Annotated in this window: 11 protein-coding genes; 6 read left to right on the top strand and 5 right to left on the bottom strand. The window is 65.4% G+C overall.

The annotated features are described in order from the left end of the window. The first annotated feature begins 424 nt into the window (after positions 1-424). From phaP1 to ACIGJB_RS06690, 3 genes are all read left to right on the top strand, one after another. On the top strand, positions 425-997 hold the full coding sequence (gene phaP1, locus ACIGJB_RS06700) for a TIGR01841 family phasin PhaP1 (protein ID WP_483711159.1): 573 nt from the start codon (positions 425-427) through the stop codon (positions 995-997). A gap of 454 nt (positions 998-1,451) precedes the next feature. Further along, positions 1,452-2,774 carry a dicarboxylate/amino acid:cation symporter gene (locus ACIGJB_RS06695; RefSeq protein ID WP_483731942.1) on the top strand — a complete coding sequence of 441 codons (1,323 nt, stop codon included), beginning with the start codon at positions 1,452-1,454 and terminating at the stop codon, positions 2,772-2,774. 32 nt (positions 2,775-2,806) lie between these two features. Continuing rightward, positions 2,807-3,727 carry an amino acid ABC transporter substrate-binding protein gene (locus ACIGJB_RS06690; RefSeq protein WP_483731941.1) on the top strand — a complete coding sequence of 307 codons (921 nt, stop codon included), beginning with the start codon at positions 2,807-2,809 and terminating at the stop codon, positions 3,725-3,727. Positions 3,728-3,862: 135 nt separating this feature from the next. Here ACIGJB_RS06690 and lpdA read toward each other — a convergent pair whose 3' ends face one another. The 4 genes from lpdA to aceE form a co-directional block, all read right to left on the bottom strand. Beyond that, positions 3,863-5,644, bottom strand: a complete 1,782-nt coding sequence (lpdA, locus tag ACIGJB_RS06685) for a dihydrolipoyl dehydrogenase (protein ID WP_483731940.1) — start codon at positions 5,642-5,644, stop codon at positions 3,863-3,865. A 35-nt stretch (positions 5,645-5,679) separates the two neighbouring features. Beyond that, positions 5,680-6,297, bottom strand: a complete 618-nt coding sequence (locus ACIGJB_RS06680; RefSeq protein WP_483731939.1) for an MFS transporter — start codon at positions 6,295-6,297, stop codon at positions 5,680-5,682. Positions 6,298-6,360: 63 nt separating this feature from the next. Further along, positions 6,361-8,019 carry a dihydrolipoyllysine-residue acetyltransferase gene (aceF, locus tag ACIGJB_RS06675; protein WP_483731938.1) on the bottom strand — a complete coding sequence of 553 codons (1,659 nt, stop codon included), beginning with the start codon at positions 8,017-8,019 and terminating at the stop codon, positions 6,361-6,363. A gap of 164 nt (positions 8,020-8,183) precedes the next feature. Next, a complete protein-coding gene (gene aceE / locus ACIGJB_RS06670) occupies positions 8,184-10,871 on the bottom strand; it encodes a pyruvate dehydrogenase (acetyl-transferring), homodimeric type (protein WP_483731937.1) in 2,688 nt (895 codons plus the stop codon). 422 nt (positions 10,872-11,293) lie between these two features. Here aceE and ACIGJB_RS06665 point away from each other — a divergent pair, with 422 nt between their 5' ends. Together ACIGJB_RS06665 and ACIGJB_RS06660 are read left to right on the top strand one after the other, a co-directional pair. Next, the gene (locus ACIGJB_RS06665) at positions 11,294-13,885 is read left to right on the top strand and encodes a PAS domain S-box protein (protein WP_483731936.1); all 2,592 of its coding nucleotides are present in this window, start codon (positions 11,294-11,296) and stop codon (positions 13,883-13,885) included. A 141-nt stretch (positions 13,886-14,026) separates the two neighbouring features. Then, positions 14,027-14,659, top strand: a complete 633-nt coding sequence (locus ACIGJB_RS06660; protein WP_483711151.1) for a response regulator transcription factor — start codon at positions 14,027-14,029, stop codon at positions 14,657-14,659. A gap of 83 nt (positions 14,660-14,742) precedes the next feature. On the opposite strand, the gene ACIGJB_RS06655 is transcribed toward ACIGJB_RS06660, so the two are convergent. Then, entirely contained in the window at positions 14,743-15,423 is a 681-nt protein-coding gene (locus ACIGJB_RS06655) for an energy-coupling factor ABC transporter permease (RefSeq protein ID WP_483731935.1), read from the bottom strand. A gap of 178 nt (positions 15,424-15,601) precedes the next feature. Between ACIGJB_RS06655 and folD the strand changes: the two genes are divergently transcribed. Next, on the top strand, positions 15,602-16,453 hold the full coding sequence (folD, locus tag ACIGJB_RS06650) for a bifunctional methylenetetrahydrofolate dehydrogenase/methenyltetrahydrofolate cyclohydrolase FolD (protein ID WP_483731934.1): 852 nt from the start codon (positions 15,602-15,604) through the stop codon (positions 16,451-16,453). Positions 16,454-16,457 lie beyond the last annotated feature (4 nt).

The following is a 16,457-nucleotide window of genomic DNA, read 5'->3' as shown; positions in this document are numbered from 1 at the left end:
ATTTGCGCATCGGGAAACGATGGGCCGGCGGCAGCGGCAGCACGAAGTGATCGGCGTAAAAGGCAAGCATGGCGTGGCGAAAGGGGCGTTCTTGTTGTGGGCGCGACGCTTGCATAGTCAAGCGTCGGCAGGCTGCGATGGTAGCACCGCTGGAAAACCCGCGGTACCGCGCACAATGCATGGCGCTACCGGCACATTTCGAGTCAACGTGCGTTGCATTTTGTGCGACGCACAAAAACTGCTTGACACCGGCCCGGCTTTCCCTAGAATTGCAATTGTTGCGGCGCACCAAAGCGAATGAGCGGGCGCCCAACCTTAATCCCAACGCCTGGGGCTGGACGACGCGGAGCGATATCCGTCACGGTCCTGACATCCAGGCGGTTTAATTTTGCTTGACCTTGAAGTTCACCACTGGAGACCAGCAATGATCCTCACCCCGGAACAAGTCGCAGCAGCGCAAAAGGCTAACCTGGAAACCCTGTTTGGCCTGACCACCAAGGCTTTCGAAGGCGTCGAGAAGCTCGTCGAGCTGAACCTGCAGGTCGTCAAGACCACCTTCGCCGAAAACGTCGACAACGCCAAGAAGGCGCTGTCCGCCAAGGATGCCCAGGAACTGCTGGCCATCCAGGCTTCGCTGGTGCAGCCGGTGGCTGAAAAGACCCTGGCCTACACCCGTCACCTGTACGAAATCGCTTCGGAAACGCAAAGCGAATTCACCAAGGTCGCCGAAGCCCAACTGGCTGAAGGCTCGAAGAAGGTGCAGGCTCTGGTCGACAACCTCGCCAAGAACGCACCGGCCGGTTCGGAATCGACCGTGGCCATCGTGAAGTCGGCCATCTCGGCTGCCAACAACGCCTATGAGTCGGTCCAGAAGGCCACCAAGCAGGCTGTCGAGATCGCCGAAAGCAACTTCCAGGCTGCCGCTTCGGCCGCCAGCAAGGCTGCCCAGCAGGCCAGCGCCACGGCCCGCAGCGCCGCTGTCAAGAAGACCGCCTGATAGCCAGCACGGCTGACAGGTAGTGCCAGCGACCGGCCCCGTGCCGGTCCGTTGGCAAAGCGCACCGCCCGACGGCGCGCTTTGCCAACGATGACGGTGGCAGACCGCAACAGGTTTGCCGCTAGCGTGCCAGTGTCTCCTCGGTACCGCGGTCTCCTTGTCCAAAGGTATCGTTCAAGCCCGACCCAGAAGGTCGGGCTTTTTTTCGCCTTCTGTACCCCCGCCGCCCGCTTCCACTCGGATTTCCGGCCGCGCCGATGCCTTCCAAAGCGCGTCCGCAGCGTTGTCCTTGCCCAATGCCGGAGCGGGCGACTATCGTTAGCAAGGTGCAGCCCGCGGCATTCTGGCATGCCAGGGCTCCGCCCTTCGGATTCACGTGGCGCGGCGCAATACCGGGCCATGTCGGCATGCGTGGCGCAGCGCTTGCGCGACGCAACAGCATCTGGGAGATGCCATGAAGACGCAGCGCCACATCACGACCTACATCGTCATCGCGATGATCCTCGGCGGCGTGGTCGGCTACGGCTGTCATGTCGCGTTTCCCGATCCCAAGCTGGCAAAAGAGATCGCGGGCTACATCTCGATCATCACCGACGTCTTCCTGCGGCTGATCAAGATGATCATCGCGCCGCTGGTGTTCTCGACGCTCGTCATGGGCATTGCCCACATGGGCGATGCCAGCACCGTCGGCCGCGTAGGCATCAAGGCGATGGGGTGGTTCATCACCGCATCGCTGGTGTCGCTGACGCTAGGCCTGATCATGGCCACCATGCTCCAGCCGGGCGTCAATATCGGCCTTCCGCTGCCCGACGTCGGCTCCGCGACCAATCTCAAGACCAATGCCTTCACACTGAAGGATTTCGTCGCCCACCTAGTGCCGAAGTCCGTGGCCGAGGCGATGGCCAACAACGAGATCCTTCAGATCGTGGTCTTTTCAATCTTCTTCGGCACCGCGCTTGCCACGTTGGGCGAGCATGGCAAGCGCATGGCCGGCGTCATCGAAGATCTCGCGCAGGTCATGCTGAAGATCACGGGCGCAGTGATGTGGCTGGCGCCGATTGCCGTGTTCGCCGCCATCGCATCGACCGTGACGACGCAAGGCCTTGGCATCCTGGTGACCTTCGCCAAATTCATGGGCAGCTTCTACCTCGCCCTGTTCGTGCTCTGGGGCTTGCTGACGCTGGCGGGCTTCGTGTTCCTGGGGCGGCGGATCTTCAACCTGATCAAGCTGATCCGCGAGCCGTTCCTGCTGTCGTTCTCGACCGCAAGCTCCGAAGCCGCGTATCCGAAAATGCTCGACGCGCTCGACAAGTTCGGCGTCAACCGCAAGATCTCCAGCTTTGTGCTGCCGCTGGGCTACTCGTTCAACCTCGACGGGTCGATGATGTACTGCACGTTCGCCGTGCTGTTCATCGCCCAGGCCTATGACATCCACTTGCCGATGGGTACGCAGATCACCATGCTGTTGCTGCTGATGCTTACCTCCAAGGGGATGGCCGGCGTGCCGCGCGCCTCGCTGGTGGTCATCGCGGCCACGCTGAACCAGTTCAATATCCCGGAAGCCGGCCTGCTGCTGATCATGGGCGTGGATCAGTTCCTCGACATGGGCCGTTCGGCCACCAATGCCGTGGGCAATTCGATCGCCTCCGCCGTGGTGGCCAAGTGGGAAGGCCAGCTCGCCAGCGAATCGACGCTCGATACCGGCGATCAGGGCGGCATGGGCGGGGTGGACGACGAACGCGAGGCGCTGGCCAAGCCCGAGACCGCGCGTGCCTGAGCGCTGGCGCGCAGACCGCAGAGGAGCGACCCATGTCTTGCACTGTTGCCCGGTGTGGCCGCTATGTGTGGTGGCGGATCGCGGCGCTATGCCTGGCGCTGTCGGCCGGACTGGCGCTGGCGCAGGAGCCGATCGCCCTTTCCGGCACACTGAAAAAGGCCAAGGAAACCGGCACGCTGACCATCGGCTACCGGGAATCTTCCCTGCCCTTCTCGTACCTGAACCAGATTCGCCGGCCGATCGGCTATTCGATCGATATCTGCACGGCCATCGTTCAGGCCGCCGGTGCCGACGTCGGCCGCGACCTGACCATCAACTGGGTGCCGGTGACTTCCGAAAACCGCATCGAAGCGATGACGTCCGGCAAGATCGACCTCGAATGCGGCTCCACCACGCGCAATGCCGAGCGCCAGCAGCGCGTGTCGTTCTCACCGGTGATTTTCGTCGCCGGCACCAAGCTGCTGGTGCCGCACGGCTCGCCAATACGAACCTTCCAGGACCTCAAAGGCAAGACCGTCGTGGCAACAGCCGGCACGACCAATGCAGATGCCATCGAGCGGCTGTCCACACGCTTCAATCTTGGCGTGACCCTGATCCGCGCCCGAGATCACGCCGATGCCTTTGAAGTGCTGCGCCATGGCGGCGCGGACGCCTATGCGGGCGACGACGTACTGCTGTACGGCTTCCTCGCCAAGTACGGGCTCGGCAAGAAATATGACGTGACGCGCGATTTCCTGTCCTACGACCCCTACGGCATCATGCTGCGCAAGAACGATCCGCAATTTGCCGCAGTCGTCGACAAGGCGGTTCGCGACCTGATGACCTCAGGCGAGCTTGACCGCCTGTACAAGCAGTGGTTCGTCAACCGCCTGCCCACTGGCGAACGCCTGGGCATCCCGATGAGCGCCCAGCTCGAAGACATCATCCAGTCCACGCCTCAGCAGCCGGAATAGACGTCAACTGGCAGCCCAGCCGTACCCTGCCGGGCTAAATCGGCGGCGGCTCAAAATTCCTGTCGGTTAATTGCGCAATCGGGTAAAAGGAAACCCGCCACACGGACGGGTTTCGATGCCTGCAGCTTGCCGCAATCAGCGCTTGCGCGGCGGCGGTACGTCCGTGCAGGTCCCTTCGTAGATTTCCGCGGCCATGCCGATCGACTCGCCGAGGGTCGGGTGCGGGTGGATCGTCTTGCCGATATCGACCGCGTCCGCGCCCATCTCGATCGCCAGGCAGACTTCGCTGATCAGGTCGCCGGCATGCGTGCCGACGATGCCGCCGCCGATGATGCGATGGGTTTCCTCATCGAAGATCAGCTTGGTAAAGCCCTCGTCGCGGCCATTCGCAATGGCACGGCCCGAGGCGGCCCACGGGAACACGCCCTTGCTGTACTTGATGCCCTGCTCCTTGCACTGGTCCTCGGTCAGGCCGGCCCAGGCCACTTCCGGATCGGTGAAGGCCACCGACGGAATCTGCTTGGCGTCGAAGTAGGCCTTCTCGCCGTGCGCGGCTTCCGCGGCCACGTGGGCCTCGTGCACCGCCTTGTGCGCCAGCATCGGCTGGCCGACCACGTCGCCAATCGCGAAGATGTTCGGCACATTGGTGCGCATCTGCGCATCGACGTTGATGAAGCCGCGATCGGTCACGGCCACGCCGGCCTTCTCGGCGCCGATGCGCTTGCCGTTGGGCGAACGGCCCACCGACACCAGCACCAGGTCGTAGCGCTGCGCCTCGGCCGGGGCCTGCTCGCCTTCGAACTTCACGTAGATGCCGTCCGGCTTGGCTTCCACCGCGACGGTCTTCGTGTTCAGCATCACCTTGCCGAAACGGTCCTTGTTCTTCTTCTCCCAGACCTTGACCAGGTCGCGGTCGGCGCCGTTCATCAGGCCCGGCAGCATTTCCACGACGTCGATGTCCGCGCCCAGCGTGCTGTACACCGTCGCCATTTCCAGGCCGATGATGCCGCCGCCGATGACCAGCATCTTGTTCGGCACCTCGGGCAGTTCCAGCGCGCCGGTCGAATCGACGATGCGCGGATCTTCCGGGATGAACGGCAGCTTCACCGCCTGGCTGCCGGCGGCGATGATCGCCTTCTCGAAGCGGATCACGGTCTTCTTGCCCGTAGCCTGCTTGCCCTCGCCTTCGGTCGCATCGACTTCCAGGTGGTGCGGATCGAGGAACGTGCCGATGCCGCGCACCACCTGCACCTTGCGTGCCTTGGCCATGCCGGCCAGGCCGCCGGTGAGCTTGCCGACCACCTGGTTCTTGTAGTGGCGCAGGCCGTCCAGATCGATCTTGGCTTCGCCGAACAGGATGCCGTGCGCAGCGAGCGCCTTGGCTTCGTCGATCACGGCTGCGTTGTGCAGGAGCGCCTTGGACGGGATGCAGCCAACGTTCAGGCAGACGCCGCCGAGCGTGGCGTAGCGTTCCACCAGCACGGTATTCATGCCCAGGTCAGCCGAACGGAACGCTGCCGAGTAGCCGCCGGGACCGGCGCCCAGCACCAGCACGTCGCACTGGATGTCGGCGCTGCCCGCGTGACTGGCGGCCACCGGAGCCGGAGCCGGAGCGGCCGATGGCGCGGGGGCCGCAGCGGCGGGCGCAGGGGCCGGCGCAGGCGCAGCGGCGGCAGCGGCTTGCGCTTCCACCGTGCAGATCACCGCGCCCTGGCCGATCTTGTCGCCCACCTTCACGCGCACGTCGACCACCTTGCCGGCCGCCGACGACGGCACTTCCATGCTGGCCTTGTCCGACTCCAGCACGATCAGCGACTGTTCCTGCTCGACCGTATCGCCCGGCTTGACCAGGACCTCGATCACTTCCACCGCGTCGAAATCGCCGATATCCGGCACCTTGACTTCGATCACACTCATGTTTGCTCCTCTTTGCGCGCCGGGCCTGCGTGGCCTCAGGGCGCGCCGTCGTTGTTGGTTGCCGCAGCGCCGGTGGCGCCGGCCTCGTGCAGCCTTACGCTATGGACTTCGATCGGGCCCGCGGAACTCTTGTCGAATTCGATACCGGCATCGACGCCGATGCGCGCGATGGCCTCAGCATCCAGCTCAGGCTTGTCGTAGACCGCATGCATGGCTCCCAGCGCATAGTTGCGGCCCGAGCCGATGCCCCAGAAGCGGTCGAACGAAAACACCTCGCGATACGAGTAGACGCCGAAAATCCCCGCCGGATTCGCGATCAGGCAGACGATCTGCGACGACTCGTACGGATCATCCTCGTCTTCCTTGGTGTTGATGAAGTACTCCGACTTCAGCTTCTCATGCACCTTCAGGAAGGTCCGGAACACGTCATCGCGCGAGCCGAGCCGGCATTCCTCGCCCATTCCCGCCAGCAAGGCGCGCATGACCGGGAAGTGCGCCGTGGTGCCGGCCAGCGCGACAAAACTGTCGGCGATCGGAAACACCTTCTGGTTGCGCTCGTAGGCGCGCGACAGGCGCGTGTCACCGAACGTGACCAGCGCATCGGCGGCGATCGCCACCTCGGCACCCTTCCTGACGACGACACAGGTAGTCATGGCTCGCCTCCCTGGGCTGCAACTGCCATGGCCATGCCCTGCACGGACATGGCCGCGGCCGCCTTACAGCAGGATGCGGCGGAAGTCCGCCAGCAACTGCCCGAAGTACGTATTGAAGCGGGCCGCCTCGGCGCCGTCGATCACGCGGTGGTCCCACGACAGCGACAGCGGCAGCGTCAGGCGCGGCGCGAACTGCTTGCCGTCCCAGACCGGCTTCATATACGACTTGCACACGCCCATGATGGCCACTTCCGGCGCGTTGATAATCGGCGTGAAGTACGTGCCGCCAATGCCGCCCAGCGACGAGATCGAGAAGCAGCCGCCCTGCATCTGGTCGGGCTTGAGCTTGCCGTCGCGCGCCAGCTTGGCCAGCTCGCTCATTTCCTGGCTGATCTCCAGCACGCCCTTCTTGTCGGCGTCCTTGATCACCGGCACAACCAGGCCGTTCGGCGTATCGGCCGCGAAACCGATATTGAAATACTTCTTCAGCACCAGGTTGTCGCCGTCGAGCGATGCATTGAAGTTCGGGAACTTCTTCAGCGCCGCCACCGTGGCCTTGATCATGAACGCCAGCATCGTCACCTTGACGCCGGACTTCTCGTTTTCCTTGTTCAGCTGGACGCGGAAGGCCTCCAGGTCGGTGATGTCCGCTTCGTCATGGTTGGTGACGTGCGGGATCATGACCCAGTTGCGGTGCAGGTTGGCACCCGAGATCTTCTTGATGCGCGACAGGGCCTTGCTTTCGACCTCGCCGAAGCGCGTGAAATCGACCTTCGGCCACGGCAGCAGGCCGAGTTCGCCACCACCACCGCCAGCTGCGGCCTGCGCGGGTGCAGCTGCGTGGCCGGTCATCACGCCCTTGACGTAGCGCTGCACGTCTTCCTGCGTGATGCGGTTCTTCGGGCCGGTGCCCGGCACGCGGGAAACATCCACACCCAGTTCGCGCGCGAACTTGCGCACCGAAGGCGACGCGTGCGCGGCGTTGCCGGTCACGCCGACCGGAGCAGCAGGCGCTGCCGGGGCCGGGACTGCGGCAACAGGCGCCGGGGCCGGAGCCTGGGCAGGCGCTGCGGCGGGAGCCGGCGCGGGTGCCGCGGCGACCGGTGCCGGAGCGGCTGCGCCAGCGGCGCCTTCCAGCAGGATCAGCAGCGTGCCCTGGGCCACGTTGTCGCCGACCTTGACCTTGACTTCCTTGACCACGCCGCCTTGCGGGGACGGCACGTCCATGGTGGCCTTGTCCGATTCCAGCGTGACAACGGCGTCTTCGGCGTTGATGGTGTCGCCCGGCTTGACGTGGACTTCGATCACGGGGACCGCGTCGTAGTCGCCGATATCGGGCACCTTGACTTCGATGGTACCGCCCGCGGCCGGCGCGGCGGCAGGCGCCGGAGCAGCGGCAGGGGCTGGAGCGGGCGCTGCGGCCTGTGCCGGAGCGGGAGCCGGTGCTGCGGCGGCGGGAGCCGGGGCCGGCGCGGCTGCACCGGCGGCTTCCAGCATCACCAGCACGGAGCCTTCGGACACGTTGTCGCCGACCTTGATGCGGACTTCCTTGACCACGCCGGCTTGCGGCGAGGGCACGTCCATGGTGGCCTTGTCCGATTCCAGCGTGACCAGCGCGTCTTCCGCGTTGATGCTGTCGCCGGGTTTCACATGCACTTCAATGACGGGAACGGCGTCATAGTCGCCGATGTCCGGCACCTTGATTTCAATCGCTTGACTCATTCAGTGTCTCCTGGGCAGGCCGGCACGCGCGACGTCCGCAAGCGGCGAGATTACCCTCGCCGCCCGCTTCTGTCACGCCGCTGTGCCGCAAGGCGCCTACGAAAGTCTTCGGGGCGCCCGCGGCACGGCGTTGCCGTACTGCGGGGGTTGGTGCAGGAAGCCGGTCAGACCGACATCGGGTTCGGCTTGTTGGGGTCGAGGTTGTACTTCTTGATCGCTTCAGCCACCTTGTCGCGGCTGATGGCGCCCTCGTCGGCCAGCGCCTTCAGCGCGGCCAGCGTGACCCAGTGGCGATCCACCTCGAAGAAGTGGCGCAGCTTTTCGCGGGTGTCCGAGCGGCCGAAGCCATCGGTGCCCAGCACCACGTAGCGGCGCGGCACGAACGGACGGATCTGTTCGGCAAACGCGCGCACATAGTCGGTCGAGGCAATGACCGGGCCGCGCGCCGACTTGAGCTTCTGCGCGACGAACGACTCGCGCTGCGGCTCGGCCGGGTGCAGCAGGTTGAAGCGCTCGGCGGCGGCGCCTTCGCGGGCCAGCTCGGTGAAGCTCGGGCAGCTCCACAGGTCCGATTCCACGCCCCAGTCCTTCTTCAGCAGCTCGGCGGCGGCGATCACCTCGCGGAAGATCGTGCCCGAGCCCAGCAGCTGCACGCGCGGCGCGTTGCTGTTCTCGACGCCCTTGCGGAACTGGTACATGCCCTTGACGATGTCCTGCTCTACGCCAGCCGGCATTTCCGGATGCTCGTAGTTCTCGTTCATCACCGTCAGGTAGTAGTAGACGTCTTCCTGCTCGGCATACATGCGGCGCAGGCCGTCGTGCATGATGACCGCCAGTTCGTACTGGAAGGTCGGGTCATACGAGATGCAGTTCGGGATCACCGCGTGGAACACGTGCGAGTGGCCGTCCTCGTGCTGCAGGCCTTCGCCGTTCAGCGTGGTGCGGCCAGCGGTGCCGCCCAGCAGGAAGCCGCGCGAACGCATGTCGGCCGCCGCCCAGCACAGGTCGCCGATACGCTGGATGCCGAACATCGAGTAGTAGATGTAGAACGGGATCATCTGCACGCCGTGCGTCGAGTACGACGTGGCGGCCGCGATCCAGTCGCACATGGCGCCGGCTTCGTTGATGCCTTCCTGCAGCACCTGGCCAGTCTGCGATTCCTTGTAGAACATCAGCTGGTCGTGGTCTTCCGGCACGTACTTCTGGCCTTGCTGGTTCCAGATGCCGATCTGGCGGAACAGGCCTTCCATGCCGAAGGTGCGCGATTCGTCCGGGACGATGGGCACCACGTGCTTGCCGATCTGCTTGTCTTTCAGCAGCGTGTTCAGGATCCGCACGAAGGCCATGGTGGTGGACACTTCGCGGCCTTCGCCGGTGGCCTTCAGCAGCGCGTCGAACGCGGACAGCTGCGGCACCTGCAGCGCTTCGGCCTTCTGGCGGCGGGCCGGCAGGTAGCCCCCCAGGTTCATGCGCGCCTGGCGCATGTATTCCAGTTCCTTCGAGCCTTCCTCGAAGGTCAGGTACGGCACTTCGGCGAGCTTGTCGTCGGGCACCGGGATGTTGAACTGGTCACGGAACGTGCGGATCGCGTCCACCGGCATCTTCTTCTGCTGGTGGGCCACGTTCATGGCCTGGCCGGCATCGCCCATGCCATAGCCCTTGATGGTCTTGGCCAGGATCAGCGTCGGCTGGCCCTTGTGCTCGCTGGCGGCCTTGTAGGCGGCGTAGATCTTGTGCGGGTCGTGGCCGCCGCGGTTCAGGCGCCAGATGTCGTCGTCGGACCAGTCGGCGACCATCGCCTTCAGTTCAGGCGTGTTGAAGAAGTGCTCGCGCACGTAGGCGCCGCCCTTGGACTTCATGGTCTGGTACTCGCCGTCCACGCAATCCATCATGCGCTTCATCAGCAGGCCCTTGGTGTCGCGCGCCAGCAGGGAATCCCACTTGCTGCCCCACACCACCTTGATCACGTTCCAGCCGGCACCGCGGAATTCGGATTCCAGTTCCTGGATGATCTTGCCGTTGCCGCGCACCGGGCCATCCAGGCGCTGCAGGTTGCAGTTGATGACAAAGACCAGGTTGTCCAGCTTCTCGCGGCCGGCCATGCCGATCGCGCCGAGCGATTCGGGCTCGTCGGTCTCGCCATCGCCCAGGAAGGCCCAGACCTTGCGGTCGCCGGCCTTGGCCAGGCCGCGGCTGTCCAGGTATTTCATGAAGCGGGCCTGGTAGATGGCCATGATCGGGCCCAGGCCCATCGATACCGTCGGGAACTGCCAGAAATCCGGCATCAGCCACGGGTGCGGGTAGGACGAGATGCCCTTGCCGTCCACTTCCTGGCGGAAGTTGTCGAGCTGCTCGGGCGTCAGGCGGCCCAGCAGGAACGCGCGCGAGTAGACGCCGGGCGCCGAGTGGCCCTGCACGAAGACCAGGTCGCCGCCGCTCTGCTCCGACGGGGCGCGCCAGAAGTGGTTGTAGCCGACGTCATACAGCGTCGCGGCCGAAGCGAACGACGAGATGTGGCCGCCGACGTTGGTGTGCTTGTTGGCGCGCAGCACCATCGCCATGGCGTTCCAGCGCGTGTACGAGCGGATGCGGTGCTCGATGTCCTGGTCGCCGGGGATGCGGGCCTGTTGCTCGACCGGAATCGTGTTGATGTACTGGGTTTCGGCGTGGAACGGCTGGGTAACGCCATTCACGCGCGCGTACTCGATCTGCTTGTCGATCAGGAACGCGGCGCGCTCCGGGCCTTCGGCGCCCAGAACGCCCTGCAGGGCGTCCAGCCATTCATGGGTTTCTTGGGGATCGGCGTCGTTGGCGCTGGATGCGCCGAGAATCTGCTCGGGTACGGCGGACATGACTGTCTCCTGTGAATTCCTGCTCCGGAGCCCTCGCTTTTGGCATTTCGGGCCCCGGGGTGACGGGGTATCGGGGTATGACTTGCGGATGCGTCGCCGCAGCGCCTTGCATCGGAGCCGCCGCCGGGAGCCCTGTTCCGGACTCTCTCGCGCGGCAGGCGCATGGTTACCGCCCGCTTTTTGGTCGGTCCGATTCTATGGAAGCAGAATGGCCAGCACAAGCGAAATTTTCAAATTGCGATATCGTTTTTTATAATGTGGAATAATGACGCGGCGCACCAAACTCCACACGCGCTGCGATCACCCGCACGGGTCAAGCGCGGCCGCGTCGTTAGCCTTGTCGTTGATTTCATTGGCGCTTTCCCCAAGCGACGCACCGCAATAATCCCGCTACACTGGCCGGTCAGCCGTCAATCCCTGTCATGCCGTTTTTCGATCGTTTCCTGTCCAGCCTGCGCGCAGCCATCCTCCCCCCCACCGCCTCCGATACGGGCAGGGCAGCCGGAGGCGATGGCGCGCACGCCGCGCCGCCGGCCAGCACGCTGGGCGCCATCGACACGATGGCACCGGTCGATGACGGCGGCATCGTGGCCGCCCCGCCGCGCGGCCTGTGGTGGCTGCGCTGGCGCAACCTGGTCGCCACGAGCTGGTTCATGTTCATCCCGCTGGTGGCTATCGTGCTGTTCAGCGCGGCGATGGGCGTCATTCTCTGGTCGCTGCACGAGACCGAGCGCCAGCAGCAGCGCGACGCGCTGTACCGCGACGCCGCCTGGGCGCAGCAACGCGTGCGGCTGTCCCTGCTGAGCAACCAGGACCAGCTCGCCTCGCTGGCGCGCGACATTGCCGCGGCACAGCTCGAACAAGGCGCATACCGGACCGCCGCGCAGGAAATCCTGCGCGAGAACCCCGAGATCGTCTTTATCAACTGGCTCGACGCCACGCGCCGCGGGCGCTGGTCGCTGCCGTCGACGTCCGAGTTCGCGGGCAGGCTGCGCGAGAACCAGGATCAGCCACTCGAACCCGAGGTGCTCGACACCTTCGACGCCGCGCGCGAAACCCAGCGCGTGGTCTACTCGCGCCCGCTCACCAACGACCGCGGCGACAGCTTCATGCTGATGGAAGTGCCGATCGTGCGGGACAACGAGTTCCTCGGCACGATCGGCGCGCTCTACTCCATCAACGGCATCCTCACGCACTTGCTGCCGCCGGAACTGACCGAGCGCTACCGCTTCTCGCTGATCGACAAGAACAACCAGACGCGCGCCAGCACGTCGCTGCGGCCGGTGCCCGGCAATGCGCTGTCGTACGAGGTGCTGCTCGACCCGCCCGGCCACTCGCTGTCGCTGCGCGCCGACGCCTACCCGCCGCCGTCCAACCTGCCCAACAACATGCTGCTGTGGCTGGTGGTCGGGCTGTCCTGCTTCCTGTTATGGAGCCTGTGGAGCATGTGGCGGCACACCAGCCGCCGCTCCGAAGCGCAGCGCGCGCTGCTGGCCGAGACCTCGTTCCGCCGCGCCATGGAAAACTCCATGCTGATCGGCCTGCGCGCGCTGGACCTGAACGGGCGCATCACCTACGTCAACCCGGCGTTCTGCCGCATGACCGGCTGGCAGGAGAACGACCTGGTCGGACGCCTGCCGCCGTTCCCGTACTGGCCGCCAAACGACCAGCCGGAGATGCAGAAGCAGATCGACCTGACGCTGCAAGGCAAGTCCCCCGCCGGCGGCTACGAAATGCGCGTGATGCGCCGCGATGGCAGCAGCTTCTTCTCGCGCATGTACGTGTCGCCGCTGGTGGACAGCCGCGGCCGCCACACGGGCTGGATGAGTTCGATGACGGACATCACCGAGCCCAAGCGCGCCCGCGAGGAACTGGCCGCCGCGCATGACCGCTTCACGACCGTGCTGGAGAGCCTGGACGCCGCGGTGTCCGTCCTCGCCACCGACAAGGCCGAACTGCTGTTCGCCAACCGCTACTACCGCCAGCTGTTTGGCTGGGAGGCCGATGGGCACCTCAAGCTGGCTGGCGATGACGTCGACAAGGACCAGGTCTCTAGCGACAACACCGACTACGTCGATGCCTACGCCGGCCTGCCCGCCTCCGAGCTGATGCCATACGCCTCGGACGCACGCGAAGTGTTCGTGCCCGACATGCAAAAGTGGTTCGAGGTGCGTCGCCGCTATATCCAGTGGGTGGACGGCCACCTGGCGCAGATGCAGATCGCCACCGACATCACCATGCGCAAGGCGGCCGAGGAAATGACGCGCCAGCACGAAGAGCGCCTGCAGTTCACCAGCCGCCTGACCACCATGGGCGAGATGGCGTCTTCACTTGCGCATGAACTCAACCAGCCCCTGGCCGCCATCAACAACTACTGCATGGGCGCGGTGGCGCGGCTGCATTCAGGCCGAAGCACGCCCGAGGACCTGATCCCGGTACTGGAAAAGACCTCGGCGCAGGCGGTGCGGGCCGGCACCATCATCAGCCGCATCCGCGGCTTCGTGAAGCGCAGTCAGCCGCAGCGGCGCGAAGCCGCGCTGCACGACATCGTCGCCGACGCCGTGGGCCTGGCCGACCTGGAGGCGACGCGCCGGCGCGTGACCATCCTGACGCGCCTGCCCCCGCCGCCCATGATGATCTACGTGGATCCGGTGCTGATCGAACAGGTGCTGGTGAACCTGCTCAAGAACGCCGTGGAAGCCATGTCCGGCATGCCGGCACCCCGCGCCGGCGGCGTGGTGCGCCTGCATGCGCGCGTGGAGCCGGGCGAATTCGGCAACAACGTGCATATCGACGTGATCGACCAGGGCCCCGGCGTCGACGAAGCCACCAAGGAACGGCTGTTCGAGCCGTTCTTCAGCACCAAGTCCGACGGCATGGGCATGGGGCTGAACATCTGCCGCTCGATCATCGAATCCCACCAGGGCAGGCTGTGGGTCGAGAACAATGTCGACGGCATCGGCTGTACGTTTAAAATCATGCTGCCGCTGCAGCCGGCCATGGCCGACCAGTAACGACGCAAGGCGACGCGATAACGACGCGCACCCGATCACGGGACGACCGGCACCCCTCTCCGGTGGGGTGCCGGATCTGTTACATAGCGCCGCGGACGGTTACACTGCTGCCGCAAATGAATGGTTGTCCCAGGAGACTTCATGACCGCAACGCCAAACCCTGCCCCTCACCGCGGCGAGACCGTCTTTATCGTCGACGACGATGAAGCGATGCGCGACTCGCTGACCTGGCTGCTGGAGGGCAATGGTTACCAGGTGCGCAGCTACAACAGCGCCGAGCAGTTCCTGGCGGCCTATGACGCCAGCCAGGTTTCCTGCCTGATCCTCGACGTGCGCATGCCCGGCATGAGCGGGCCGGAACTGCAGGAACGCATGATTGCCGAGAACATCGACATTCCCATCGTCTTCATCACCGGCCACGGCGACGTGCCGATGGCGGTGTCGACGATGAAGCGCGGCGCCATCGACTTCATCGAAAAGCCGTTCGACGAATCGGAACTGCGCGCGCTGGTGGAGCGCATGCTTCAGAAGGCCCGCACGGACCACTCGGCCGCCCGCGAACAGCGTGCGGCCAAGGACCTGCTGGGCAAGCTGACCACGCGCGAGCAGCAGGTGCTGGAGCGCATCGTGGCCGGCCGCCTGAACAAGCAGATCGCCGACGACCTGGGCATTTCCATCAAGACCGTGGAGGCGCACCGCGCCAACATCATGGAAAAGCTCAACGTCAATACCGTGGCCGACCTGCTGCGCCTGGCGCTGTCGCGCAACAGCTGATCCGCAAGATGCCCCGGCGCATGCCGGGGCATGCCGAAGCCTCTCTTTGCGCCCTTCCGTCCCCCGGCCGAGCCCGCGCGGTTTCAGTCGCGCAGGTATTCCTCATCCCGGAACGTCACCACCCATTGCGGCCGGTAGACCACAAAGACGGCGACCAGCATGCCGGTCAGGAACGCCTCGCCAAACGCCAGGATAACGATGGCCGCCAGGGTATCGGCGGCACTGAAGGGAAGCCCCGGGGCCATCCAGTGGCGCCAGGCAGTCTCCGCCGCCCCCGCGCCCATGGCCGCCAGGCCCGCGCAGAAATAGCCATGGCCCAGGATGAACACGAACGGATGGCGCGGTAGCAAGCGACGCATGAGCCCCTGCAGAGCAGCCGAGATCAGCGCCGGCAACAGCGCCAGCCAGACATAGCGCATCCATAGGGACGGCCAGTCGAACAAGGCCCAGCTGTGGCCGGCCAGGTATTCGAGGCCGAGCATCGATACGACGTCGACCACGAACAGCGATACCAGCGCCAGCGGCAGCCCGAACAGCGTCACCATCAGCGTCGCGCCAAGGAGCTGGATCACCAGGCCGCCTACCAGCGTGGCGCGGACCGTCCACAACAGCGCCACGAACACCATGGCGCCCAGCCACGCATGCTGCAGCGAGCCGCGCCGCAGCAGGTGCCAGGGACGGCGGCTCAACGCCCAGGCCAATCCGGCGACGGACACGAAGATGAGTAGCGGATCGGACAGCAGGGATGGGAGCGCGGTATGCATGCAGCGATGCTACCAGCGCCGCCAGGCGCCCCGGCTTGCCAGCCGTCAAATAGCCAGGCGGCCATCGCGGGCGGGGAATCGTCGCGCGTCACCCCGTATAATTCGCCTTTGAGCTCTGCCGGCCGGGCGCCGCCCCGCGACGGCGCCTTCACTCCGGCCACAAACCCGCCCTCTCCCCATGTCTGCACAACTGATCGACGGCAACGCGCTTGCCAAACAAATCCGTTCCGAAGCCGCCGTCCGCGCCGCCCGCCTGACCGAACGCGGCCACCAGCCCGGCCTGGCCGTGGTCCTGGTCGGCGAGGACCCGGCCAGCCAGGTCTATGTGCGCAACAAGGTCAAGGCCTGCGAGGACAATGGCTTCCATTCGTCGCTGGACCGCTGTCCGGCCGACCTGCCCGAAGCCGACCTGCTGGCGCGTATCGACGCGCTGAACAAGGATCCGAAGATCCACGGCATCCTGGTCCAGCTGCCGCTGCCCAAGCACATCGACAGCCACAAGGTGCTCGAGGCCATCGCCCCGGAAAAGGACGTCGACGGCTTTCACGTGGCCAATGCCGGCGCGCTGATGACCGGCGCCCCGCTGTTCCGCCCGTGCACGCCGTATGGCTGCATGAAGATGCTGGAGTCGATCAACTATCCGCTGCGCGGCGCGCGGGCGGTGGTGGTCGGCGCATCCAACATCGTCGGCAAGCCGATGGCCATGCTGCTGCTGCAGGCCGGCGCCACGGTCACGATCTGCAACAGCAAGACGCGCGATATCGGCGCCCATACGCGTGAGGCCGACGTGATCGTCGCCGCCGTGGGCAGGCGCAACCTGATCACCGCCGACATGGTCAAGCCCGGCGCGGTCGTGATCGACGTGGGCATGAACCGCGACGACAACGGCAAGCTGTGCGGCGACGTGGACTTCGCCGGCGTGCGAGAAGTGGCCGGCTATATCACGCCGGTACCGGGCGGCGTCGGCCCGATGACCATCACCATGCTGCTGATCAACACGCTTGAAGCCGCCGAGCGCGCCGCCGGCTAAGCTT

Source organism: Cupriavidus sp. C2SS-8b, assembly GCF_057073745.1.
The sequence above is the reverse complement of the archived record's forward strand: the minus strand, read 5'-3'. Positions and strand labels throughout refer to the sequence as shown.

Coding starts and splice junctions, on each gene's coding strand:
- phaP1 (WP_483711159.1), top strand. CDS start 425: ATGATCCTCACCCCGGAACAAGTCGCAGCAGCGCAAAAGGCTAACCTG.
- ACIGJB_RS06695 (WP_483731942.1), top strand. CDS start 1,452: ATGAAGACGCAGCGCCACATCACGACCTACATCGTCATCGCGATGATC.
- ACIGJB_RS06690 (WP_483731941.1), top strand. CDS start 2,807: ATGTCTTGCACTGTTGCCCGGTGTGGCCGCTATGTGTGGTGGCGGATC.
- lpdA (WP_483731940.1), bottom strand. CDS start 5,644: ATGAGTGTGATCGAAGTCAAGGTGCCGGATATCGGCGATTTCGACGCG.
- ACIGJB_RS06680 (WP_483731939.1), bottom strand. CDS start 6,297: ATGACTACCTGTGTCGTCGTCAGGAAGGGTGCCGAGGTGGCGATCGCC.
- aceF (WP_483731938.1), bottom strand. CDS start 8,019: ATGAGTCAAGCGATTGAAATCAAGGTGCCGGACATCGGCGACTATGAC.
- aceE (WP_483731937.1), bottom strand. CDS start 10,871: ATGTCCGCCGTACCCGAGCAGATTCTCGGCGCATCCAGCGCCAACGAC.
- ACIGJB_RS06665 (WP_483731936.1), top strand. CDS start 11,294: ATGCCGTTTTTCGATCGTTTCCTGTCCAGCCTGCGCGCAGCCATCCTC.
- ACIGJB_RS06660 (WP_483711151.1), top strand. CDS start 14,027: ATGACCGCAACGCCAAACCCTGCCCCTCACCGCGGCGAGACCGTCTTT.
- ACIGJB_RS06655 (WP_483731935.1), bottom strand. CDS start 15,423: ATGCATACCGCGCTCCCATCCCTGCTGTCCGATCCGCTACTCATCTTC.
- folD (WP_483731934.1), top strand. CDS start 15,602: ATGTCTGCACAACTGATCGACGGCAACGCGCTTGCCAAACAAATCCGT.